At 73.0% G+C, this 22,624-nt stretch carries 19 protein-coding genes; 13 read left to right on the forward strand and 6 right to left on the reverse strand.

What is annotated here, in order from left to right; genetic code table 11:
• Positions 1-29: 29 nt before the first annotated feature.
• The 3 genes from AB0H83_RS04475 (at position 30) to AB0H83_RS04485 (ending at position 6,104) form a co-directional block, all read left to right on the forward strand.
• Complete coding sequence (locus tag AB0H83_RS04475; RefSeq protein WP_360086682.1) at positions 30-2,954, forward strand: CBM35 domain-containing protein; 2,925 nt, start codon at positions 30-32, stop codon at positions 2,952-2,954.
• A 35-nt stretch (positions 2,955-2,989) separates the two neighbouring features.
• The gene (locus tag AB0H83_RS04480) at positions 2,990-4,576 is read left to right on the forward strand and encodes a glycoside hydrolase family 13 protein (RefSeq protein WP_360086685.1); all 1,587 of its coding nucleotides are present in this window, start codon (positions 2,990-2,992) and stop codon (positions 4,574-4,576) included.
• A gap of 193 nt (positions 4,577-4,769) precedes the next feature.
• On the forward strand, positions 4,770-6,104 hold the full coding sequence (locus AB0H83_RS04485; RefSeq protein WP_360086688.1) for an FAD-dependent monooxygenase: 1,335 nt from the start codon (positions 4,770-4,772) through the stop codon (positions 6,102-6,104).
• Positions 6,105-6,131: 27 nt separating this feature from the next.
• Here the strand turns inward: AB0H83_RS04485 and AB0H83_RS04490 are convergent, their stop codons facing one another.
• The 6 genes from AB0H83_RS04490 to AB0H83_RS04515 are packed head-to-tail and all read right to left on the reverse strand — an operon-like array spanning position 6,132 to position 12,692.
• The gene (locus tag AB0H83_RS04490) at positions 6,132-6,476 is read right to left on the reverse strand and encodes a cupin domain-containing protein (RefSeq protein ID WP_360086691.1); all 345 of its coding nucleotides are present in this window, start codon (positions 6,474-6,476) and stop codon (positions 6,132-6,134) included.
• Positions 6,464-7,474: a Gfo/Idh/MocA family oxidoreductase gene (locus AB0H83_RS04495; protein ID WP_360086694.1), complete on the reverse strand. Its 1,011-nt coding sequence runs from the start codon at positions 7,472-7,474 to the stop codon at positions 6,464-6,466. The genes AB0H83_RS04490 and AB0H83_RS04495 overlap by 13 nt, the downstream gene beginning before the upstream one ends.
• Positions 7,471-8,775 (reverse strand): mannitol dehydrogenase family protein, encoded by a 1,305-nt coding sequence (locus AB0H83_RS04500; RefSeq protein ID WP_360086697.1) that lies wholly within the window; start codon positions 8,773-8,775, stop codon positions 7,471-7,473. The genes AB0H83_RS04495 and AB0H83_RS04500 overlap by 4 nt, the downstream gene beginning before the upstream one ends.
• Positions 8,763-10,055: an enolase C-terminal domain-like protein gene (locus tag AB0H83_RS04505; RefSeq protein WP_360086700.1), complete on the reverse strand. Its 1,293-nt coding sequence runs from the start codon at positions 10,053-10,055 to the stop codon at positions 8,763-8,765. Before AB0H83_RS04505 ends, AB0H83_RS04500 begins: the two co-directional genes overlap by 13 nt.
• On the reverse strand, positions 10,052-11,494 hold the full coding sequence (gene uxaC / locus AB0H83_RS04510) for a glucuronate isomerase (RefSeq protein WP_360086703.1): 1,443 nt from the start codon (positions 11,492-11,494) through the stop codon (positions 10,052-10,054). The genes AB0H83_RS04505 and uxaC overlap by 4 nt, the downstream gene beginning before the upstream one ends.
• Positions 11,487-12,692, reverse strand: a complete 1,206-nt coding sequence (locus AB0H83_RS04515) for a Gfo/Idh/MocA family oxidoreductase (protein WP_360086706.1) — start codon at positions 12,690-12,692, stop codon at positions 11,487-11,489. Before AB0H83_RS04515 ends, uxaC begins: the two co-directional genes overlap by 8 nt.
• Before the next feature lie 135 nt (positions 12,693-12,827).
• Between AB0H83_RS04515 and AB0H83_RS04520 the strand changes: the two genes are divergently transcribed.
• The 10 genes from AB0H83_RS04520 to AB0H83_RS04565 all read left to right on the forward strand — a co-directional run bounded on the left by AB0H83_RS04520 (position 12,828) and on the right by AB0H83_RS04565 (position 22,581).
• Positions 12,828-13,808: a LacI family DNA-binding transcriptional regulator gene (locus AB0H83_RS04520; protein WP_360087305.1), complete on the forward strand. Its 981-nt coding sequence runs from the start codon at positions 12,828-12,830 to the stop codon at positions 13,806-13,808.
• Positions 13,809-13,842: 34 nt separating this feature from the next.
• Positions 13,843-15,138 (forward strand): extracellular solute-binding protein, encoded by a 1,296-nt coding sequence (locus tag AB0H83_RS04525; RefSeq protein ID WP_360086709.1) that lies wholly within the window; start codon positions 13,843-13,845, stop codon positions 15,136-15,138.
• Positions 15,139-15,175: 37 nt separating this feature from the next.
• Positions 15,176-16,108, forward strand: coding sequence for a sugar ABC transporter permease (locus AB0H83_RS04530; protein ID WP_360087308.1), 933 nt, complete (start codon positions 15,176-15,178; stop codon positions 16,106-16,108).
• Positions 16,105-16,935, forward strand: a complete 831-nt coding sequence (locus AB0H83_RS04535; protein WP_360086712.1) for a carbohydrate ABC transporter permease — start codon at positions 16,105-16,107, stop codon at positions 16,933-16,935. The genes AB0H83_RS04530 and AB0H83_RS04535 overlap by 4 nt, the downstream gene beginning before the upstream one ends.
• Positions 16,936-16,940: 5 nt before the next feature.
• Positions 16,941-17,531, forward strand: coding sequence for a hypothetical protein (locus AB0H83_RS04540; protein WP_360086715.1), 591 nt, complete (start codon positions 16,941-16,943; stop codon positions 17,529-17,531).
• 105 nt (positions 17,532-17,636) lie between these two features.
• Positions 17,637-18,842 carry a sensor histidine kinase gene (locus tag AB0H83_RS04545; RefSeq protein WP_360086718.1) on the forward strand — a complete coding sequence of 402 codons (1,206 nt, stop codon included), beginning with the start codon at positions 17,637-17,639 and terminating at the stop codon, positions 18,840-18,842.
• Positions 18,839-19,504 carry a response regulator transcription factor gene (locus AB0H83_RS04550; RefSeq protein ID WP_360086721.1) on the forward strand — a complete coding sequence of 222 codons (666 nt, stop codon included), beginning with the start codon at positions 18,839-18,841 and terminating at the stop codon, positions 19,502-19,504. The genes AB0H83_RS04545 and AB0H83_RS04550 overlap by 4 nt, the downstream gene beginning before the upstream one ends.
• 74 nt (positions 19,505-19,578) lie before the next feature.
• Positions 19,579-20,418, forward strand: coding sequence for an alpha/beta hydrolase (locus AB0H83_RS04555; RefSeq protein WP_360086724.1), 840 nt, complete (start codon positions 19,579-19,581; stop codon positions 20,416-20,418).
• Between the two features lie 29 nt (positions 20,419-20,447).
• Positions 20,448-20,681: a YegP family protein gene (locus tag AB0H83_RS04560; protein ID WP_360086727.1), complete on the forward strand. Its 234-nt coding sequence runs from the start codon at positions 20,448-20,450 to the stop codon at positions 20,679-20,681.
• A gap of 124 nt (positions 20,682-20,805) precedes the next feature.
• Positions 20,806-22,581, forward strand: coding sequence for an N-acetylglutaminylglutamine amidotransferase (locus AB0H83_RS04565; RefSeq protein WP_360086730.1), 1,776 nt, complete (start codon positions 20,806-20,808; stop codon positions 22,579-22,581).
• The last annotated feature ends 43 nt before the right edge of the window (positions 22,582-22,624 follow it).

Genomic DNA, 22,624 nt, shown 5'->3' on the forward strand with positions numbered 1-22,624 from the left:
GACACCCCCGTCAGAAGGAGATCGCTCCGATGCTCCGACGATCCCGCCTGCTCGCGATCGGGGCCGCCACCCTGGTCGCGGCGGCCTCCGTCACCCTCGCCGCGACCCTGCGCGCCGAGGCCGCCAGCACCACCTACCAGGCCGAGTCGGCCACCCTGACCGGCGGCGCCGCCGTCGCGACCGACCACAGTGGATACACCGGGTCCGGGTTCGTCGCCGGCTACGTCGACAGTAACAAGGGCAGCGCCGCCACCACGTTCGGCGTCGGCGTCTCCGGTACGGCCCAGCGCACGCTGACCCTGCGCTACGCCAACGGCACCGGCTCCGCCAAGACGCTGTCGTTGTACGTCAACGGATCCCGGGTCGGCCAGATCAGCCTGAACGCGACCGCGAACTGGGACAGCTGGGCCACCCGCGCCGACACCGTCACGCTGAACAACGGCGCGAACACCGTCGCGTACCGCTTCGACACCGCCGACTCCGGCAACGTCAACCTGGACAGCCTCGTCGTCGCCGATGTCCCGGCCCCGCCGCCCGGCACCTACGAGGCGGAGTCGGCCGCGCTGTCCGGCGGCGCCGCCGTCGCGACCGACCACAGTGGATACTCCGGCTCCGGGTTCGTCGGCGGCTACACCGACGGCAACAAGGGCACCGCCGCGACCACGTTCACCGTGAGCCGGTCCGGCGCGGGCACGTCGTCGCTGACCCTGCGCTACGCCAACGGCACAGGGTCGGCGATGACGCTGTCGCTGTACGTCAACGGTGCCAGGCTCACCCAGGTGTCGCTGCCGGCGACCGCCAACTGGGACACCTGGGGCACCCGCGCCGACACCGTCGCGCTGAACAACGGCGCGAACACCGTCGCGTACCGCTTCGACGCCGCCGACTCCGGCAACGTCAACCTGGACAACCTCGTCGTCGCGGCGACCACCGCGTCGGCGACCCCGTCCGCGTCCCCGTCGACGTCCCCGTCCACCCCGCCACCGGCCGGCGGCGCGGAACTGGAGACCGCGTTCCTGTCCGGCGGCGCCGCCGCCGCGACCGCGATCGCCGGCTACAGCGGCAGCGGGTACGCGACCGGGTTCACCACGGCCGGCGCCCGCGCGATCCGCACCGTCAACGTCACCGCCGCCGGCAACGCCGCCACCACCCTGCGGTACAGCAACACCACCGGCGGCACGAGGACCCTCACCACCTACGCCAACGGTGCGAAGGTCGGGCAGCTGTCCCTGCCCGCCGGCGGCGGCTGGCTCACCGCGGCGCAGACCCTGCCGCTGCGCGCCGGGCTCAACCTGATCGGCTACCAGTACGACACCGGCGACACCGGCGGCGTCGCCCTGGACAGCGTCGCGGTCGCCGGGTCCACCGCCCTCGCCGCGCGCGGCGCGACCGTGCCCTACACCGAGTACGAGGCGGAGAACGGCAGCACCAACGGCGTCACCATCGGCCCCGACCGCGCCTACCTGACCGTGGCGGCGGAGGCGTCCGGGCGGCGTGCCGTACGCCTCGACAACGCCGGCAAGTACGTCCAGTTCACCCTGTCGAAGCCCGCCAACTCCATCGTGGTGCGCGCGTCCGTGCCGGACAACGCGGCCGGCACCGGCACCACCGCCAACCTCGCCGTCTACGCCGGCGGCGCCAAGGTGAAGGACCTGCCGGTCAGCTCCACCTACAGCTGGGTGTACGGCGCGTACCCGTACAACAACGACCCGGCCGGCGGTGAGGCGCACCGGTTCTTCGACGAGTTCCGCACCACGCTGCCCAGCTACCCGGCGGGCACGGTGCTGCGGCTGCAGAACGACGGCGGCACCCCGATCACCGTCGACCTGGTCGACACCGAGGTCGTCGCGGCGCCGCTGAGCGCGCCGGCCGGCGCACTGTCCATCGTGGACTACGGCGCGGTCTCCGGCGGCGGCGACGACACCGGCGCGTTCAACGCCGCGGTCGCCGCGGCGCGCTCCCAGGGACGCCCGCTGTGGCTGCCGGCCGGCACGTGGGACATCACGTCGCGGATCTCCGTGGACAACGTGACCGTCCGCGGCGCCGGGATGTGGCACACCACCGTGCGCGGCAGCAACGGCAAGGGCGGCTTCTTCGCCACCGGTCCGCGCGTGCAGATCGCCGACCTCACGATCGCCGGCGACGTGCGGTACCGCGACGACGCCAACTTCGACGCGGCGCTGGAAGGCAACTTCGGCACCGGCTCGCTGCTGCACAACCTGTGGGTCGAGCACACCAAGGTCGGGCTGTGGGCGTCCAGCGGCACCGACGGGCTGTACGTCGCCGGGGTCCGCATCCGCGACACCTTCGCCGACGGCGTCAACCTCAACGGCGACCTGCGCAACACCCGCGTCGAGCAGAGCGTCCTGCGCAACACCGGCGACGACGCCCTCGCCATGTGGTCCAACAGCGCGCCGGTGACGAACTCCGCGTTCACGTTCAACACCGCGACGCTGCCGATGCTGGCCAACACCGCCGCCATCTACGGCGGCAACGGCAACCGCATCGAGGACAACCTGTTCGCCGACACGGTGTACGCGTCCGCCGGCATCGCGATCAGCACCTGGCACGGGGCGCAGCCCTTCGCCGGCACGACGAGCGTGCAACGCAACACGCTGACGCGCACCGGCGGGTACGAGCGCAACTGGGGCTCCTCGATCGGCGCCCTGTGGTTCTACGCCGAGGCCCGCGACATCACCACGCCGGTGCTCGTGCGCGACGTCGACATCCTCGACAGCTCCTACCAGGGCCTGTTGATGAGCTGGCAGCGCACCGTCTCCGGGGTCACCTTCGACCACGTGCGCATCGCCGGCGCCGGCACGTACGGCATCGAGCTCAACGTCGCCGGCTCCGCCACCTTCACCTACGTCACCGTCAGCGGCGCCGCATCCGGCGGGCTGCTGAACAACACCGGGTACACGCTCGTGCGCGGCCCCGGCAACGCCGGCTTCTGACCCCTTCCGTACCCAACAGAAAGCGGGGACCTCCAGTGTCCACAGCAGACACCCGATGGTGGCGTGACGCGGCCATCTACCAGATCTATCCGCGGTCGTTCGCCGACGACAACGGCGACGGCGTGGGCGACCTGGCCGGGGTCCGGGCCCGCCTCGGGTATCTGCGGGACCTGGGGGTCGACGCCGTCTGGTTCGGCCCGTGGTTCCCCTCGCCGATGGCCGACGCCGGGTACGACGTCGCCGACTACCGCGACATCGACCCGTCCTACGGCACGCTGGACGAGGCGACGGCGCTCATCGGCGAGGCGCACGCCCTCGGCATCCGGATCATCATCGACATCGTGCCGAACCACACGTCCACCGCGCACGCCTGGTTCCAGCGGGCCCTCACCGACCCGGCGTACCGGGACCGGTTCTGGTTCCGCGACGGCCGGGGCGACCTGCCGCCCAACGACTGGGGGTCCATCTTCGGCGGGCCCGCCTGGACCCGGGTCGCCGACGGCCAGTGGTACCTGCACCTGTTCGACGCCGGCCAGCCCGACTTCAACTGGGGCAACCCGGTCGTGCGCGAGGAGTTCGAGGACGTCCTGCGGTTCTGGTTCGACCGGGGCGTCGACGGCATCCGGATCGACTCGGCCGCGATGGTCGTGAAGGACCCGGCGCTGCCGGACTACGACCCGGCCGCGCCGCCGGACCCGCACCCGTGGAACGACCGCGACGAGATCCACGACGTGTACCGCGGCTGGCGCCGGGTCGCCGACAGCTACCGGCCCGGCCGGGCCCTCATCGGGGAGGTCTGGCTCGCCGACCCGCGCCGCTTCGCCATGTACCTGCGCCCCGACGAGCTGCACGCGGCGTTCAACTTCGACTTCCTCGGCTGCCCGTGGGACGCCAAGGCGCTGCGCCGGTGCGTCGAGGAGACCCTCGACGCGCACACCGCGGTCGGCGCGCCGGCCACCTGGGTGCTGTCCAACCACGACGTGACCCGGCACGTCACCCGGTACGGCCGCGCCGAGACCGGCTTCGAGCACCACCTGCGGCAGGCCCGGCACCGCGCCCCCACCGACCTGGCGCTCGGCACCCGCCGGGCCCGCGCCGCCGCGCTGCTCACCATGGCGCTGCCCGGCTCGGTGTACCTGTACCAGGGCGAGGAGCTCGGCCTGCCCGAGGTCGAGGACCTGCCGGCGGCGGCCCGGCAGGATCCCATCTTCGCCCGCACCGGCGGCACCGACCCGGGCCGCGACGGCTGCCGGGTGCCGCTGCCCTGGTCGGGCACCGCACCGCCGTACGGCTTCGGCGGCCCCGGCTGGCTGCCCCAGCCCGGCGACTGGGCACAGTGGACGGTGCAGGCCCAGGCGGACGACCCTTCCTCGATGCTCACCCTGTACCGGCGGGCCCTGTCGATCCGCCGCGCCGAGGCGGCCCTCGGCGACGGCCCGATGGCGTGGCTCGACGCACCCGCCGACGTCCTCGCGTTCACCCGCGGCGCCGGCTTCGCATGTGTCGTGAACTTGTCGCCGGTGCCGGCGCGGCTGCCGGCCGGCGAGGTGCTGCTGTCCAGCGGCCTGCTCGACGGCGGCCTGCTGCCCCCCGACACGGCGGCCTGGCTGCGTCCGGCCTGATCAGCGGGTGGGGCGGGCCGCGGGGCCCGCCCCACCGGGCGCCTGATACGGCTGCGTCAGGGAGCTTACTGTCCCGTTGCGGACGGTGACGGAGACTTCCGTACATGGAATCCGGGTGGTTACGGTGTGCGCACAGCCAACCACCTTCCCGGAGGATCCCTTGTCATCCAAGGAAAAGTCCGGCCATGCCGTCGTGCTCGGAGCCAGTATGGCCGGGCTGCTCGCCGCGCGTGTCCTGAGTGAGTCTTTTGCGAACGTGACCGTTTTCGACCGCGACACCCTCCCCGAGGGTGCCGCCAACCGCAGGGGCGTGCCGCAGGGCGAGCACTCCCACGGCCTGCTCGCCAGGGGGCGGCAGGTGCTCGAGGAGCTGTTCCCGGGCCTGGTCGACGAGCTGACCGCCGAGGGCGGCATCCCGGTCGACATCATGCGCGACTGCGTCTGGGTGCAGGGCGACCGGCCGATGCCGCGGGTCGCGTCCGGCCTGGCCGGGCTGTGCGTGAGCCGCCCACTGATGGAGGCCGGGGTGCGCCGCCGGGTCCTCGCGCTGCCCAACGTCGTGGTGCTTGACGGGCACGAGGCGACCGGTCTGCTGTTCGACGGGGTGAAGGTCACCGGCGCGACGGTGCTGCCGGCCGGTGGCAGCGAGCACGACGTCGCCGCCGACCTCGTCGTCGACGCGACCGGGCGCGGCAACCGGGGGCCGACGTGGCTGGCCGCGCTCGGCTTCGAGCGGCCCGCCGAGGAGCGGGTCGACCCGCTCACGGTGTACGTGTCCCGCGACTACCGGCGGGTGCCGGGGCAGCAGGACTTCGCCGCGATCATCAACTCCCCGAACGCGGGCCGCCCGTTCGGCGCGGTCGCGATCGCCGCCGACGGCGACCGGTGGATGGTGACGCTGCTCGGCGTCGGCGCCGGCCAGGCACCGCCGAGTGACCCGGACACATACCCGGACTTCGCCGCGAAGCTGCCGGATCCGCGGGTGCACGAGCTGCTGCGCACCGCCGAGCCGCTCGGGCCGCCGATGCGGCTGCGGCTGCCGGCGAGCGTGCGGCGCCGGTACGAGCGGATGGAACGCCTCCCCGACGGGCTCGTCGCGATCGGCGACGCCATCTGCGCCTTCAACCCCGCCTACGGGCAGGGCATGACGGTCGCGGCGGCCGAGGCGATCGAGCTGCGCGACGCGCTGCGGGCCGGCCGGGCGGGGCTGCCGCGCCGGTTCTACGCGAAGGCGGCGAAGGTCGTCGACGTGCCGTGGGACATCGCGGTCGGTGCCGACCTGGCCAACCCGGAGATCCAGGGCGAGCGGACCGGCAAGACCAGGTTCCTCAACGCGTACGTGGCGAAGATCCAGGCCGCGTCGGGGCACAGCGCCGCCGTCGGCCGGCGGTTCCTGCAGGTCGCGAACCTGATGCAGGCACCGCCGGCGCTGTTCGCGCCGGGGATCGTGGCCCGCGCGCTGTGGTTCGGCCGGCGCCGCCCGGCCGCCCCGAAGGTCGGGACGGCCCGGCAGAGCGTTCCGGTGTGAGCGAAGCGGGCCGGCGAGTCCGCAGCGCTATGCACGGTCCAGCGGGGCGAGGTGCATCCAGGTGAAGACCAGGGGCACCTCGCCGTCGCTGACCAGGTGGTGGTCCTCGCCCGGCGGGACGATGAGCAGGTCGCCGGCGCGGAACGTGTCCGCCCGCGCGCCGTCGATCTCGACGTACCCGCTGCCCTGCACGATCGTGAAGATCTCGGGCACGTCGTGGGTGTGCCGGTCGGACTCGGCGTGGGTGCGGTGGCCCGGGTCGTCGTAGCGGCTGATGCCGCCGCGCATGACGGGTCCCCAGCCGGCGCCGAGCGCGGCGAGGGTGGCGGGGGTGCCGCCGTCGGGCAGGTCGGCGACGGTCAGCTTGCGCATGGCAGGTCTCCTACTTCGGTGAGCAGTGCGTGCCGCTCGGCCGCGGTGCGCACGAGGTCGGCGATGCCGGGGATGGCGATGCCGTCGTCGACGGCCACGCCGGTCAGGGGCACGGGGTCGGGCGCGGCCATGATCTCGGCGGCGAGGGCGGTGAACGGCGCGGTCCGCGACAGCGGCACGAGCAGCGGGTCGCCGGACAGCAGGTTCTCCAGCAGCCCGACCCGGCCGGGCAGCACCTCGCCGTTGAGGCGGTCCTGCGGGTACACCACGTGGGCGCTGCCGCGGGTGCCGGTGACGGTGATGTCGCCGGCGATGAACTCGGTCGAGGCGAGGGTGACCGCGACCGTGACGACCGGCCCCTCGGCCGGGGTGAGGCGCAGCGCGGCGGTGTCCTCGACCTCGATGTCCCTGGTGCGGAAGCGTTCCAGCTCCAGTGTCCACGGTGGACGGATCCGGCCGATGGCGAGCGCCTGCATGAGCGCGTGCGCGAACGGGTTGACGAGGGCCCCGTCGACGGCGCGCCGCCCCGCCCACGGCGAGCGGGTCCAGTACGACGCCGGCCGCCACCACGCGCCGGCGACCGCGATGTGGGTGAGCTCGCCGAGGTCCAGGGCGGCGAGCGCGGGCAGCGTCGGCGAGCCGAGCGCCTGGAAGCCGACCTGGCAGCGCCGCCCGGTCGCGGCCAGCGCCGCGGACAGCTGCTCGTGCGCGTCGAGGTCGAGGACCGGCGGCTTCTCCAGCAGCAGGTCCGCGCCGGCGTGCACCGCGTCCAGGGCGATCCGCAGGTGCGTGTGCGGCGGCGTGCAGATGACGACGTAGTCCGGCTTGTGTTCGGCGAGGAGCAGGCGGTGGTCGTCGTACACCGGCAGGTGCTCGCCGAACATCGGCTGGACCTCACCGAGGGCGACGAGCCGGACCCGGTCGCCGAGGTCGGCGATGTCCTGCCGGTGCCGCCGGCCGTGCCCGGACGCCCCGATGAGCGCGATCGTGGGGGTCACAGCGCCGCCAGCGTGGCCGCGGCGCCGTGCCGCTCCAGGTCCCGCAGCCACCGCTCGACCTCCGCGCGCAGCGGCCCGTCGTCCGCGAGCCCCGGGGACAGCAGCTCGAGCAGCCGATCCGGTGCCGCGCCGCGCAGCTGCGCGGCCAGGGGGTCGTTGAGGGGCAGCTCGGTGCCGTCGTCGGCGCGGCCGCCGACGAACCGGATCCACGCGGCGAGGACGAGCGCGCCGTAGACCGGCACCTCCCCGGCGGCGCGCCGGTCGGCGACGGTGCCGAGCAGCCGCTGCGGGAGCTTCTGGCTGCCGTCGCCGGCGACCTGCAGCGTGCGGTAGCGCAGCGCGCTGTTGGCGAAGCGGCCGAGGACCTGCTGCCCGTAGGGGATCGCGGGCAGCTCCAGTGTCGGCGCGATGTCGTGCTCGATGAACGCCTCCATCGCCGCACGGTAGCCGGGCAGCGCGAGCGCGGCGTCGATGGTGCGCGCGCCGGCGAGGACGCCCAGGTAGGCCAGGGCGGAGTGCACGCCGTTGAGCGCCCGGAGCTTGCGCAGCTCGTAGGGGGCGGTGTCGGTGGTGAGGGTGACGCCGGCGAGCTCCAGTGCGGGCCGCCCGCCCGGGAAGTCGTCCTGCACGACCCACTCCCGGAACGGTTCGGCGGCGATGGCGGCCTCGTCCCTGGCGCCGATGAGGGACTCCACCGTCGCCAGGGTCTCGGGTGTACTGGCCGGCACGATCCGGTCGACCATGGTGCCCGGGAAGCTCAGCAGCGCCATGATGTCGGGGTCCTCAAGGGCGTCCCCGACCAGCCGGCGCAGCAGCTCGCCGTTGCCGTTGAGGTTGTCGCAGCTGACCAGTGCGAGCGGGGTCTCACGCAGCCGGAGCCCCCGCACCAGCAGGTCGAGCACGGCGGATCCGGGCGCGTACGCCTTCTCGGTGACGGTGAACGTGACGACCTTGATCGCCGGGTCGGCGATGCGGCCCAGGACGGCACCGGGCTCGGACCCGGCGTGCAGGACGCTGTGGAACGCGCCGACGACCCGGGCGCTCGCGTCCGGACCGTCGACGGTGAGCACGCTGTACAGCATCTCCTGCGCGCGCAGCGCGTCGAGCACGTCGCGGGAGCTGGGCGCGACGCCGACGATGCCCCAGTCGCCGCCGCCCCTGGCGATCGCGTCCTCGATGTACACCGCCTGGTGCGCCCGGTGGAACGCGCCGAGGCCGAAGTGCAGCACCCCGGCGCCCGCCTCGCCCGGCCGGACCAGCGGCTCCTCCTTCAGGGGCGTGGACCGGTTCAGCCGCGCCATGCCGGCCCGTCCGGGAAGGAGAACTCGGCGATCGACTCGGGGCGCAGCTCGACGCTGTACCCCGGCCTGGCCGGCAGCCGGTAGCGGCCGTGCTCGACCGTGACCGGGTCGGTGAAGTGCTCGTGCAGGTGGTCGACGTACTCCACCATCCGGCCCTCCATGCTGCCGGTCAGGCGCAGGTAGTCGAAGAACGCGAGGTGCTGCACGTACTCGCACAGACCGACGCCGCCGGCGTGCGGGCAGACCGGCACGCCGAACTTCGCGGCCATCAGCAGCTCGGCGAGGACCTCGCCGACGCCGGCGACCCGGCACGCGTCGACCTGCATGACGCGGATCGCGCCGGCCTGCAGCAGCTGCTTGAAGATGACCCGGTTGGCGGCGACCTCACCGGTGGCGACCCGGCACCGGCCGCCGGTGATCGTGTCGAGGGCCTGCTGGATGCGGGCGTGGCCGAGCACGTCGTCGGCGTGGGTCGGCTCCTCCATCCAGTACGGGTCGACCTCGGCGAGCCGGCCGAGGTTGGCGATCGCCTCGTCGACGTCCCACACCTGATTGGCGTCGAGCATGAGCAGCGCGTCGGGGCCGATCTCGGCGCGGATGATCCGGGCGCGCCGCACGTCGTCGTCGATGGCCCCGCCGACCTTCATCTTGACCGCGGTCCAGCCGTCGGCGACGGCCTGCCGGGTCAGGTCGCGGACCTTGTCGTCGGGGTAGCCGAGCCAGCCGACGGAGGTGGTGTACGAGGGCAGCCCGGCGCCGCGTGCGTGGGCGAGGCGCTCCTCGTACTCCGGCAGGCCCTTGTCGAGGATGGCGGCGGCCTCGTCGCGGGTGAGGGCGTCGCTGATGTGCCGGAAGTCGACCGCCGCCAGCAGATCCGCGGTCGGCAGCTCGGCCAGCAGCTGCCACATGGGTTTGCCGGCGCGGCGGGCGCGCAGGTCCCACACGGCGTTGAGGATGGCGCCGGCGGCGAGGGCGATGACGCCCTTCTCCGGGCCGAGCCAGCGCAGCTGCACGTCGGCGGTGAGGGTGCGTGACCCCTCCACGGTGCACAGCTCCTCGACGGTGTGCCCGACGACGTGGTGGGCGAGGGCCCGCACGGCGGCGCAGGTGATCTCGTTGCCGCGGCCGTTGGTGAACGTGAGGCCGGTGCCGGTGACGCCGTCGTCGCCGGTGAGCTCGACGTAGGTGGCGGAGTAGTCGCCGCGGTTGATCGCGTCGGACCCGTCACCCGCGGCGGCGGTGGGGAACCGGACGTCGTGGACGGTCAACCCGGTGATCATCGTGCTCCTTCGGGGGTGCGCGCCGCGACGGTCCGTGCGTAGACGCGTTTGGGCAGGTGGTAGGCGAGGTCGGCGATGGTCTCGGCGGCCTCGTCCAGGGGCAGGCGGTGCTCGGCGACGAGCCGCGCGAGGAACCCGGCGTCGATGCGGCGGGCGACGTCGTGGCGCACCGGGATGGAGCAGAACGCGCGGGTGTCGTCGACGAAGCCGGCGGTGTTGGCGAAGCCGGCGGTCTCGGTGACCGTCTCCCGGAAGCGGCGCAGCCCTTCGGGGCTGTCCAGGAACCACCAGGGCGCGCCGAGGAACACTGCGGGGTAGCCGCCGGCGAGGGGCGCCAGCTCCCTGGTGAACACGGTCTCGTCGAGGGTGTACAGCACGACGCGGAACCGCGGGTCGGTGCCGAACGCGTCCAGCAGCGGCTTGAGGGAGCGCACGTACTCGGTCGGGGAGGGGATGTCGCCGCCGACGTCGCGGCCGTGCCGGGCGAACAGGGCGGTGTTGTGGTTGCGCACCGCGCCCGGGTGCAGCTGCATGACGAGCCCGTCCTCGACGGACATCCGGGCGAACTCGACGAGCATGTGCGCCCGGAAACGCTCGGCGTCGCGGCTGTCGGCCCGTTTAAGCAAGGCTTGGTTGAACAGCGCGGCGGCGTGCGCGGGGGACAGCGCCAGGGTGGCGGCGGTCGGGTGGCCGTGGTCGCTGGAGGTGGCGCCGGCGGCGATGAACGCCTGCCGGCGCTCCCGCAGGCGCTCCAGGAACTGCGGGAACGTGGTCACGCCGAGCTGCTCGATGCGCCCGGCCCAGCCGGGCCACTCGAAGTCCACGACGTCGTCGGGGCGGAACGTGGTGATGACCCGCCCGCCGGGGCCGCCCCAGCCGTCGGCCTCCAGCTTGGCGTGCGCGGTGAGGTCCGACAGCGGCGACTCGGTGGTGGCGAGGACCTCGAGGTTGAAGCGCGCGAACAGCGCCCGGGGGCGGAACGCCGGGTCGTCGAGGCGCTCGGCGAGCAGGTCGTAGACGAGGTCGGCGGTGTCGACGCGCAGCGGCACGGTGACGCCGAAGACGTCGGCGAGGACGCGTTCGGTCCACAGCCGCGACGGGGTGCCGCGGAACAGGTGCCAGTTGGCCGCCAGCAGCCGCCAGATGGTGCGCCCGTCGGTCTGGGTGGGGCTGCCGTCGACGGTCGGCACGCCGAGCTCGTGCGGGGCGATGCCCTGGCTGGCGAGCATCCGGGTCACGTAGTGGTCGGGCACGACGATGAGCCTGGCCGGGTCGGGGAACGGCCGGTCGTCGGCGAGGATCGCCGGGTCGACGTGGCCGTGCGGGCTGATCAGGGGGAGGTCCCTGGCGTGCTGGTACAGCTCCCGCGCGATGGCCCGGATCCCGGGCTCGGCGGGCAGCAGCTGGTCCTCGTGCGGGTGGGTGCTCAGGCTAGTCATGAGGAATCCTGACGGGCAGTCCGACGGCGATGGACTCGTTGGCGGCCAGGCCGATGCGCAGCGCGCGGGCGCCGTCCTCGGCCTCCGCGGCGGCGACGCCGCTGGGCGGTCCGGCGCCGAGCAGGTCGGCCAGCATGCGGGCGTCGCCGCCGCCGTGGCCCTCCCGCTCGTAGGGGATGGGGATCTCGCGCGGCTCGCTCCAGTGCGGATGGACGCGCAGCGTGGCCCGGCCCGGCTCGTCGCCCTTGATGAGCCCGGTGGCCCCGGCCGCGACGTGGTCGGTCTCGACCACCTCCAGCTCGAGGCGGCCCTTGCTGCCGTTGAACATCACCCGGTAGCCCTCCCAGGGGGCGTAGGCGGTCAGGTGATAGGTCATCGTGGCGCCGCGGGCGTAGCGCACGAGGACGGCGAGGTCGTCCTCGATGGTGATACCGGGCGCGAAGACGTCCTGGTCGCGCCGGTACCCGTCGGTGGTGCCGGTGTAGAGCGCGTCGCGGTGCGGGTCGGCGCCGAGCTCGAAGCGGGAGCGGGGGGCGCCGGCCCCGGCGCCGGACTCGCCGTAGAAGAACAGCCGGCCCTGCGCGTAGACCTCGGCCGGCTCGTCGTCGAGCCACCAGTTGACCAGGTCGAAGTGGTGCCCGGACTTGTGCACCAGCAGACCGCCGGAGTTGGCCTTGTCGCGGTGCCAGCGGCGGAAGTAGTCCGCGCCGTGCCGCACGTCGAGCAGCCACTCGAAGTGCACGGAGCCGATCTCGCCGATCTCCCCCGACGCGATCAGCCGCTTGAAAGTTTCATGCAGGGGGTTGTACCGGTAGTTGAAGGTCACCCGCACCCGGCGGCCGGTGCGGCGCACCGCGTCGAGGATGCGCGCGCAGCGCTGCGCGTCGACGGTCATCGGCTTCTCGGTGAGCACGTCGCAGCCGGCCTCCAGGGCGGCCACGATGTACTCGTCGTGGACCCGGTCCACGGTGGTCACGATCGCGACGTCGACCTTCTCCTCGTGCAGCATCCGGCGGAACTCGGTGGCGGGGTAGGTGGGGACCGGCGCCGGCAGCCGCGCGTTGTGCACGGCGAGGCGGTGCGGTTCTGGGTCGGCGAGCGCGACGAGCGCGCAGGTGTCGCGATGCGGCCCGGTGAGTGCGCGCGTGAACATCTCAGCGCGCGATCCGGTGCCGACGATCGCGTAGCGGGTGTGCATCGGTTGTCGCTCCCTTGGGACTGCAAAGGGTTGCAGCGACACTGTGCTCCACCGCCATAGTTCGGGTCAATACCCCTGGATTTTCTGCATCCATGGGCGTTGACATGACAGCAACCGTTTGCATTAATGACTGGCGTGCCCGCCACTATTCGAGATGTAGCCCGCGCCTCCGGCGTCCATGTCTCCACCGTGTCGCGCACGTTCTCAGCACCGCATCTGGTCAACCCCGACACCCGCAGCCGGGTGCTGTCCACCGCGGAGAGCCTCGGCTACCGGCCCAACCGTGCGGCCCGCGCGCTCATCACCGGGCGGACGCACAACATCGGCCTGATCGTCGCCGACATCGCCAACCCGTTCTTCCCACCGTTGATCAAGGCGGCGGAGTCGCAGGCCCGGCAGCGGGACTACCACCTCTTCGTCGCCGACACCAACGAGGACCCGGTGATGGAGGAGCAACTCGTCCAGGCCCTCGCCAAGCAGGTCGACGGCGTGCTGCTGTGCAGCCCGCGCATGAGCAACGACCTGATCGAGAAGCTGCGCCGCGAGGTGCCGCTCGTCGTGGTCAACCGGGCCGTCGACGGGCTCCCCGCGGTGGTCATGGACGTGGCGAACGGTGCCAGGGCCGCGATCGAGCACCTCGTCGGTCTCGGCCACCGGGACCTCGCCCTGCTCGGCGGGCCGCGCGGCTCGTGGACCAACCGGGAGATCCGGCGGTCGGCGACGGCCGCGGCGAAGGCCGCCGGTGCCAGCCTGACCGTGCTCGGACCGCACCAACCGACCGAGGCCGCCGGCGCCGCCGCGTGCGACGCCGTGCGTGCCACCGGGGCGACCGCCGTGCTGGCGTACAACGACCTCATGGCGATCGGCCTGCTCCAGGCACTGCACGACCGGGGCGTCAGCGTCCCGGCCGAGCTCAGCGTCGTCGGCATCGACGACATATCGCTCAGCCGCCTGATCCGCCCCAAGCTGACCACGGTCTCCACCCCGACCGCGGCCGCCGGGCGGGCGGCCGTCGACATGCTGCTGCAGCACGACGACGAACGCCGCACCAATGCGCTGGTGACGCTCCAGACGGAGCTGATCGTGCGCGAGTCCACCGGACCCAACCCCCATTGATCGCGAAACTTCCACCGTCAGGGAGTGACACGCCATGTCCGGAACACCCCGCCGGAGACTTCTGGCAACCGCCCTCGCCGCCGTGTTGCTCGCGCCGCTCGCCGCCTGTGGCGACGACAGCGGCGAGGCGCCAGCGGTCGACTCGACCAAGCCCGTCGAGCTGAGCATCTTCTGGTGGGGCGGCGACGCCCGCGCCAAGCTCACCGAGGAGGCGCTCGCCCTCTACACGAAGAAGCACCCCAACGTCACGTTCAAGAAGACGTGGCAGGCCAACCAGGGCTACTTCGACAAGCTCGCCACGCTCACCGCGGGCAACGACGCGCCCGACATCTTCCAGATCGACGACAACTTCCTCACCGAGTACGCGTCGCGCAACGTCACGCTGGACCTGACGTCGTACCAGAAGTCGGGCAAGCTCGACACGACGAAGTTCCCCGAGAGCCTGTGGAAGTACGGCGTCGTGGACGGCAAGCTCGCCGGCGTCGCCTTCGGGGAGAACACGCAGGGCCTGGTGTTCAACAAGACCAAGCTCACCGCGGCCGGCCAGCCGCTGCCGACCACCGGCATGTCGTGGGATGCGTTCATCAGCTGGGCGGAGGCCGCGACGGCCGCCACCAAGGTGCCCGGCACGCAGGACCCGAGCGCGGACTACAAGGCGTTCTGGATCTGGCTGCGCCAGCAGAACAAGGACCTGTACGAGGGCAAAGGGCTCGGCTTCACCGCGCAGGACGTGACCGCCTGGTTCGACCTGTGGAAGGGCGCCCGGGACCGCAAGGCCACCCCGACGGCCGACGTGATCCGTGAGGGCAACGCCACAGACATCACCAAGCAGCTCGTCGTCACCGGGAAAGCGCTTACCTCTTGGGTGTGGGTGAACCAGCTGCCCGAGCTGCAGAAGAACACCAAGGACGAGCTCGGCGTCGTGGCGTACCCGGGCGACCCCAAGGCACAGTGGGCCCGCGCCGCGCTCTACTTCTCCGTCTACCGGGGCAGCGACAAGAAGGACGTGGCGGTCGACGTCATCAACTTCCTCGCCAACGACCCGGAGGTCGGCAAGGTCCTCGGCACCGACCGCGGCCTGCCGCCGAACCTGGACATCCGCGCCGCCGTGCTCAGCGGCATGACCGACGCCGCGATGAAGACCTCCATCGAGGTGGAGTACGAGCTGGGCAAGACGTTCGGCCCGGCGCCGCAGGTCCCGCTGAGGGGGCACAGCACGCTGCGCTCCGAGCTCATCAAGGCCGCCGAGTCCGTGCAGGCGGGCAAGGCCACCCCCGCACAGGCCGCCGAGGCCTTCGTCACGGCCGCGAAGTCCGCGATCTCGAAGTGAGGCTCCTCCAGTGGCGCTGACCACCGCGCCGGCACCCTTGCACCGAGCGGCGAAGGGGCCCCGCGTCGAACCGCGGGGCCCCCGCCGCGAAGGGCTCGCCGGCTACCTCTTCCTCACACCATGGCTCGTCGGGCTGGCTGCCGTCACGGCCGTCCCGATGCTCATGTCGCTGGTGCTGAGCTTCACCGACTACGACATCCTGTCGGACTGGTCCGAGCTGAACTGGGTCGGGTTCGCCAACTACGAGCGGATGTTCACGCAAGATCCGACGTTCTGGCACGCGGTGCAGGTCACCGTGCTGTTCGCGGTCATCGCGACACCGTTGAAGCTCGCCGCCGCGCTCGGCGTCGCGCTGCTGCTCAACAAGGCCATCCGCGGGGTCGGGCTGTACCGCAGCCTGTTCTACCTGCCGTCGCTGCTCGGCGGCAGTGTCGCCCTCGCGATCGTGTGGGTGTCGATGTTCAGCCGTGACGGCGCGTTCAACGGGTTCCTGGCGCTGTTCGGCATCGCCGGCCCCGGCTGGGTCAACGACCCCGACTACGCGCTGGGCACCCTGATCCTGCTGGCGGTCTGGCAGTTCGGCGCGCCGATGGTCATCTTCCTGGCCGGGCTCAAGCAGGTCCCGGTCGAGCTGTACGAGGCGGCCTCCGTCGACGGCGCCGGCGCGTTGCGCAAGCTCCGCTCCATCACGCTGCCGATCCTGTCCCCGGTCATCTTCTTCAACCTGGTGCTGGAGACGATCCACGGCTTCCAGGGCTTCACGTCGGCGTTCGTCGTCAGCGGCGGCACCGGCGGCCCCGTCGACTCGACCCTGATGTACACGCTCTACCTGTACATCAAGGGCTTCACCGACTACGAGATGGGCTACGCCTCCGCGCTGGCCTGGGTGTTCCTGCTCGCGGTCGGCCTGCTCACCGTCGTGCTGTTCAGCACGGGACGTTTCTGGGTGCACTACGGGGATGAGCGATGAAGGCCTTCGTGCGCACGGTGGTGATCCTCGCGTTGCTCGGGATCATCCTCTACCCGCTGTTCTGGGTCCTCGGCAGCTCGCTCAAGAGCCAGCCGGAGATGCTCAGCAACGCCGGGGTCCTGCCGGAGGTCTTCACCCCCGGCAACTACCCCGACGGCTGGTCGCACCTCCAGACCAGCTTCGGCCGGTTCTTCGTCAACAGCACGGTCGTGTCGCTGCTCGTGGTGCTCGGCAACGCGCTGTCGTGCCTGCTCGCCGCGTTCGCCTTCGCCCGGCTGCGCTTCCGCGGGCGGGCCACCTGGTTCGCGATCATGGTCGGCACGCTGCTGCTGCCCGGGCACGTGCTCATCGTGCCGCAGTTCATCGTGTTCCGGCAGCTCGACCTGGTCGGTGGCGAGTTCCCGTACCTGCCGCTGATCCTGCCGCACTTCCTGGCCACCGAGGCGTTCTTCGTCTTCCTCATGGTCCAGTTCATGCGCGGCATCCCGCGCGAGCTCGACGAGGCCGCGAAGATCGACGGCTGCACGACGTTCGGCGTGTTCCGCAACGTCATCCTGCCGCTGAGCCGCCCGGCTCTCGTGACCACGGCGATCTTCTCGTTCATCTGGACCTGGAACGACTTCTTCCGGCAGCTCGTGTACGTCTCGGACCTGCCCAAGTACACGGTGCCGGTCGCGCTGCGGCTGTTCATCGACTCGCAGGGCCAGTCCGAGATCGGCCCGATGTTCGCCATGTCGGTGCTGTCGCTGCTGCCGGTGTTCCTGTTCTTCCTCGCCTTCCAGAAGATGCTCGTCGAGGGCATCAACACCTCCGGCCTGAAGGGGTGACCAGCGTGGCGCGTCGCGACTTCCGGGAGACCGTCACGGTCGCCGCCGACCTCGCGCTCGTCGGCATCGCCGTGACCGTGTCCAGCCTGCCGGTGCTCACCGCCGGCGCGGCCGTGCACGCCGGCTCCGTCGCCGTGCGCGACATCATGGACGGCTCCGCCGTGCGCCCCGCCGAGCTGTGGCGGGTGTTCCGGCGCTCGCTGCTGCCCGGCGCCGCCGCCACCGTCGCGACCACCGCCACCGCCTGGCTCCTGCTGTTCAATCTCGGCGCCGTCGCCTCCGGCCGGGTCCCGGGCGGGTTGCCCGTGCTCGTCGGCGCCGTCGCCGTCGCCGCCGCACTGCTCGCCGCCGGCGCGTTCGGCGTCGTGCACCTGGCCCACCATCATTCGTGGACCGGTGCGCTGCGCTGGGCGGCCGGCACCGTGTGGCGGCAACCGCTCACGGCGGCGATGGTGGCCGGCGTGTCATCCATCGCCGCCGTGCTCGGCGCGCTCATCCCCGTCACGCTGCCGCTGCTGGTCGGGTACCTGCTGTTCGCCGTCCACGTCGTCGTCGCCCGCCGGCTCGCCCCGGACCCCGTCGCCGCGGACGTCTGACCACTGCGTCGCCGCCGGCGCCGGGGTCCCGGGGCCCGCTCTCGCCGGGGCGGTTCCGTCCGGGTCGTTGCCGGTCCGTGCCCGTCACGCTGTTACGGTGCGGAGATGGCGAGCGTGCTGAGGGCGGGCCTGCGGGACCTGCGCGGGTTCCTCGCCGGCCCCGACCCGCCGGTGCACCCGCGGACCCGGCTGGGCCGGGCGCTGCCCACCGCCGGGGTCGTCGTGGCGATCCTGGCGGGCCTCGTCACGTTCGAGTACCTGCACGGCAACACGACGCAGATCGCCACCGGGTTCCTCGCTGTCGCCGCGGTGCTCGTCGCCGCGCCGATCGGGCTCGTCGCGACCCGCCCGCTGCTCGCGTGGCGGGTCGCGTGGCTCGTCGCCGGGTTCGCCGGCGCGCTGGTGCCGGTGGAGCAGAAGACGCCGTGGCCGTGGGTGCCGGTGCAGATGCTGACGTTCCCGGTGCTGCTGGCCGTCGTCGCGGTCCGGCACCGCCGCGGCGTCCTGGTCTGGACCGGGCTGTCCGCGGCGCTGCTGGTGGTCATGTTCGTCGACCCGGCCAACGTCGCCGGCCTGCTGCTCGCCGTCACCGCGATCCTCGTCATCGGCGACCAGGTCCGCCGCCGCCGCGAGGTGCAGGCCGCCCTGGCCGCGGAGGAGGAGCGCACCGAACTCGCCCAGGCCCGCCGCGCCGTCGCCGAGGAACGCAACCGGATCGCCCGCGAGATGCACGACGTCGTCGCCCACCACATGTCGCTGATCGCGGTGCGGGCCGAGACCGCCGTGTACCGCATCGACGGCGTCCCGCCGGCCGTGGCGGAGGAGCTCGCCGCGATCGCCGGCACGTCCCGGGAGGCCCTGGTGGAGATGCGCCGCCTCCTCGGGGTGCTGCGCAGCACCGAGACGCCGCCGGCCGAGCCGCAGCCGGTCCTCGACGACCTCGCCGGGCTGGTCCGCGACGCCCGGGAGGCCGGCGTCGACGTCACGTTCGACCCGCTGCCCGGCGCGCGGGTGCCACCGGCCGTCGGGCTGGCCGCGTTCCGCATCGTGCAGGAGGCGCTGAGCAACGCCCGGCGCCACGCCGCGGGCGCACCCGTGCGCATCACCCTCACCCTCGGCCCGTCCACCCTGGAGTTGTACGTGCACAACACGCTGGACGCACCCGCCGGCGAGAGCACGGGCGGCGAGCGGCACGGCCTGCTCGGCATGCGGGAACGCGCCACCGCGATCGGCGGCACCTTCCAGGCCGGGCCCGACCCCGACGGCGGGTACACGGTGCGCGCCACCCTGCCGCTGGAGGTCACCGCGTGATCCGGGTCCTCGTCGTCGACGACCAGGCGATGGTCCGGCAGGGCTTCGCCGCGCTGCTCGCCGCCCAGCCGGACCTGCTCGTCGTCGGTGACGCCGCCGACGGCGCGCAGGCCGTCGCGATGGCCCGGGAGCACGCCCCCGACGTGGTGCTCATGGACGTGCGGATGCCGGTCCTCGACGGCATCCAGGCGACCCGGCGCATCCTCGACACCGGCCCGGGCCTGCACCGGCCGAAGGTCGTCATCCTCACCACGTTCGACCTCGACGACTACGTGTTCGAGGCGCTGCGCGCCGGCGCGTCCGGGTTCCTGCTCAAGGACGCCCCGGCCGCCGAGCTGGTCACCGCCGTGCGGGTCGTCGCCGCCGGTGACGGCCTGCTCGCCCCGTCGGTGACCCGGCGGCTCATCGAGCAGTTCGCGGCCCGGCCGAAGACCACCGGCCACCAGCCGGCCCGCCTCGCCGCGCTCACCCCGCGCGAGACGGAGGTGCTGCGGCTCATCGCCCGCGGCCGGTCCAACGCGGAGATCGCCGGCGAGCTCGTCGTGGCCGAGCAGACGGTGAAGACCCACGTGAGCCGGGTGCTGACGAAGCTCGACCTGCGCGACCGCGCCCAGGCCGTCGTCTTCGCGTACGAGACCGGGGTCGTCAGCGCCGGGGCGTAGTACCGCTGGGGTACTGCGCACATGGTCCCGCGGAGTGACGATCCGGGCCCGGGCAGCCACCTACGGTCGGCCCCATGTTGCGCAGACTGCTGCCTCTCCCGCTGCTCGCGGTGCTCTGGTCGGTGTTCGGCCCGGCCCAGGTGTCGCCGGTGCCGGCCCTGACCGTCCACAGTGCACGGTACGCCGACGGGCTCGCGGTCGAGATCGTCGGTGACCCGGCGGCGGCCGCGACCGTCGTCGTGCTCGTCCCCGGGGTCGGCACCACCGCCGCCGGCTTTGACCGCGGCCTCGGCGGCGTCCAGCGCCGCGCCCCCGCCTGGCAGGCCCGGCAGCTCGCCGAGCGGACCGCCGCGCTGCGCCCCGCCGGCGCCGGGCCGGTCGCCGTCGTCGCGTGGCTCGGCTACCACCCGCCGCGCGGGCTCCGGCTCGCCGCGGTCCGGCAGGACGCCGCGGCGACCGGCGCCGCCGCGCTGCTGCGGTTCCTGCGCGAGGTGCCGGCGCCCCGGCTCGTCCTCGTCGGGCACAGCTACGGCTCCACCGTCATCGGCCGGGCCGCCGCCGCGCTGGACGCCGGGCTCGGCGGCCGGGTCACCGACATCGTCGCGCTCGGCAGCCCCGGCATGGGCGTCGGCCGCGCCGCCGACCTGCGCACCACCGCCCGGATCTGGGCGGGCACCGCGGACGGTGACTGGACCCGCCGGCTGCCGGGCATCCGCGTCCTCGGCGCCGGCCACGGTACCCATCCCAGCGACCCGGCCTTCGGCGCGCGGCCGCTGCCCGTCGGCGGGGTCACCGGCCACGACGGCTACTTCGTGCCCGGCACCGGGTCTCTCGACGCCCTCGCCGCCATCGCCAACGCGGACCTCGACGGAGCCGACGGCGTTCTTCCGCGAGATGTTCCACCGCGCCGGTGAGCGGGTACGGGAACCCTAGGAGGTGTCCGATGAAGATCGTCCTGGTGCGGGTCCCGGACGGCCGGTTCCGCTTCCGGCTGCTCACGGACAGTGGCGAGGTCGTGGCGGCCAGCAGCACCTACCGGCGCAAGGCGTCCGCACTTGAAGGCATCGACACGTTCCGGGCCCAGCTCGCGGACGCCGAGGTCGATGACCAGACCGACCGTAACGCGGCGGGTGAGCGGCTCGCTCAGCCGGTGCCCGGCGGCCTCCCACCGATCTGAGCATCAGCCGGTGCCCGGCGGCCTCCCACCGATCTGAGCATCAGCCGGTGCCCGGCGGCCTGCCGCCGATCTGAGCCCGGGCCGGCCGCGTACCGGCATCACGACCAGGGGAGCGAACAACAGCATGTGTGGCATCGGCGGCGAGGTCCGCTTCGACGGTGTTCCGGCCGACCTCGGGATCGTCGCCGGCCTGACCGCGGCCATGGAGCCCCGGGGACCCGACGGCAGGGGACTCTGGCACGACGGGTGGGCGGCCCTCGGCCACCGCCGGCTGAGCATCATCGACCTGTCCGACGCGGGCGCCCAGCCGATGACCGACGACCGGCACGGCATCGCGATCGTCTTCAACGGGTGCGTCTACAACTACCGTGAGCTGCGCGACGAGCTCGCCCGCGACGGGTACGCGTTCCGCTCCACCAGCGACACCGAGGTGATCATCGCCGCCTACCACCGGTGGGGTGAGCGGTTCGTCGAGCACCTCGTCGGCATGTTCGCCGTCGCCCTCGTCGACCGGCAGCGCCGTCGCCTCGTGCTGGCCCGCGACCGGCTCGGCATCAAACCGCTGTACCTCGCGCGACGCCCCGGCGGGCTGCGCTTCGCCTCGACGCTGCCCGCCCTGCTGCGCGCCGGCGACGTCGACACCAGCCTCGACCCCGTCGGGCTGCACCACTACTTCACCTGGCACTCGATCGTGCCCGGCACCCACACCGTCCTGGCCGGCGTCAGCAAGCTGCCCCCGGCGACCGTCCGGGTCGTGGAGGCCGACGGCCGCACCCGCGACCGCGTCTACTGGCGGCCCGACTACGTGCGCGACCCGGCCATGGACGCCGCCGACTGGAAGGCGGAGCTGACCTCCGCGCTGCGCACCGCCGTCCAGCGGCGCCTCGTCGCCGACGTGCCGGTCGGCGTCCTGCTGTCCGGCGGCCTCGACTCGAGCCTCATTGTCGCGCTGCTCGCCGAGGCCGGCCAGCGCGACCTGCAGACGTTCAGCATCGGCTTCGAGTCCGCGGCCGGGGAGGGCGGCGACGAGTTCCGGTACTCCGACGCCGTCGCCGCCGCGTTCGGCACCGACCACCACCGCATCCGGGTGCCGAACGCCGAGCTGATGCCCGCCGTCGAACGCAGCATCGCCGCGATGACCGAACCGCTCGGCACCCACGACGTCGTCGCGTTCTACCTGCTGTGCCAGCACGTGTCGCAGCACGTGAAGGTCGCCCAGTCCGGCCAGGGCGCCGACGAGGTCTTCGCCGGGTACCGCTACCACGCGCCGCTGGCCGCCGCGCCCCGCGACGCCGCCCTGGACGTGTTCGCCGGCGCGTTCTTCGACCGGGACCACGCCGCGCTCGCCGAGATCCTCGACCCCGACCACCTGTGCGACCGCGACGCCAGCCGCGAACTGGTCGCCGCGCACCTCGCCGCGCCCGGCGCCGACACCGCCCTGGACGCGGTGCTGCGCCTCGACACCCACCTGCTGATGCCCGACGACCCGGTGAAACGCGTCGACACCATGAGCATGGCGTGGGGCCTGGAGCTGCGCACCCCGTTCCTCGACCAGGACCTCGTCGAGCTGGCCGCGAAGTGCCCGCCGGCGCTCAAGGCGGCCCACGGCGGCAAGGGCATCCTCAAGGAGCTGGCCCGGGACCTCGTGCCGGCCACCGTCATCGACCGGCCGAAGGGGTACTTCCCGGTGCCGGCGCTGCGCCACCTGGACGGGCCGCTGCTCGACCTCGTCGCCGACGTGCTGACCAGCCCGACGGCGAAGCAGCGGGGCCTGTTCCAGCCCGCGTTCGTCGAGCAGCTGCTGCTGCACCCCGACCAGCACACGCAGCGCACCGGCGCCAACAAGCTGTGGCAGCTGGGCCTGCTGGAGCTGTGGCTGCAGGCGCACGACGCCGGCTGAGCGGCACCGCGTGAAGAAGCCCGGGCCGGCGCGCGACCCGGGC

Source organism: Dactylosporangium sp. NPDC050688, from assembly GCF_040654515.1.
Taxonomy (GTDB): domain Bacteria; phylum Actinomycetota; class Actinomycetes; order Mycobacteriales; family Micromonosporaceae; genus Dactylosporangium.

Coding starts and splice junctions, on each gene's coding strand:
- AB0H83_RS04475 (WP_360086682.1), top strand. CDS start 30: ATGCTCCGACGATCCCGCCTGCTCGCGATCGGGGCCGCCACCCTGGTC.
- AB0H83_RS04490 (WP_360086691.1), bottom strand. CDS start 6,476: ATGCGCAAGCTGACCGTCGCCGACCTGCCCGACGGCGGCACCCCCGCC.
- AB0H83_RS04500 (WP_360086697.1), bottom strand. CDS start 8,775: ATGGCGCGGCTGAACCGGTCCACGCCCCTGAAGGAGGAGCCGCTGGTC.
- AB0H83_RS04505 (WP_360086700.1), bottom strand. CDS start 10,055: ATGATCACCGGGTTGACCGTCCACGACGTCCGGTTCCCCACCGCCGCC.
- uxaC (WP_360086703.1), bottom strand. CDS start 11,494: ATGACTAGCCTGAGCACCCACCCGCACGAGGACCAGCTGCTGCCCGCC.
- AB0H83_RS04515 (WP_360086706.1), bottom strand. CDS start 12,692: ATGCACACCCGCTACGCGATCGTCGGCACCGGATCGCGCGCTGAGATG.
- AB0H83_RS04525 (WP_360086709.1), top strand. CDS start 13,843: ATGTCCGGAACACCCCGCCGGAGACTTCTGGCAACCGCCCTCGCCGCC.
- AB0H83_RS04535 (WP_360086712.1), top strand. CDS start 16,105: ATGAAGGCCTTCGTGCGCACGGTGGTGATCCTCGCGTTGCTCGGGATC.
- AB0H83_RS04545 (WP_360086718.1), top strand. CDS start 17,637: ATGGCGAGCGTGCTGAGGGCGGGCCTGCGGGACCTGCGCGGGTTCCTC.
- AB0H83_RS04555 (WP_360086724.1), top strand. CDS start 19,579: ATGTTGCGCAGACTGCTGCCTCTCCCGCTGCTCGCGGTGCTCTGGTCG.
- AB0H83_RS04560 (WP_360086727.1), top strand. CDS start 20,448: ATGAAGATCGTCCTGGTGCGGGTCCCGGACGGCCGGTTCCGCTTCCGG.
- AB0H83_RS04565 (WP_360086730.1), top strand. CDS start 20,806: ATGTGTGGCATCGGCGGCGAGGTCCGCTTCGACGGTGTTCCGGCCGAC.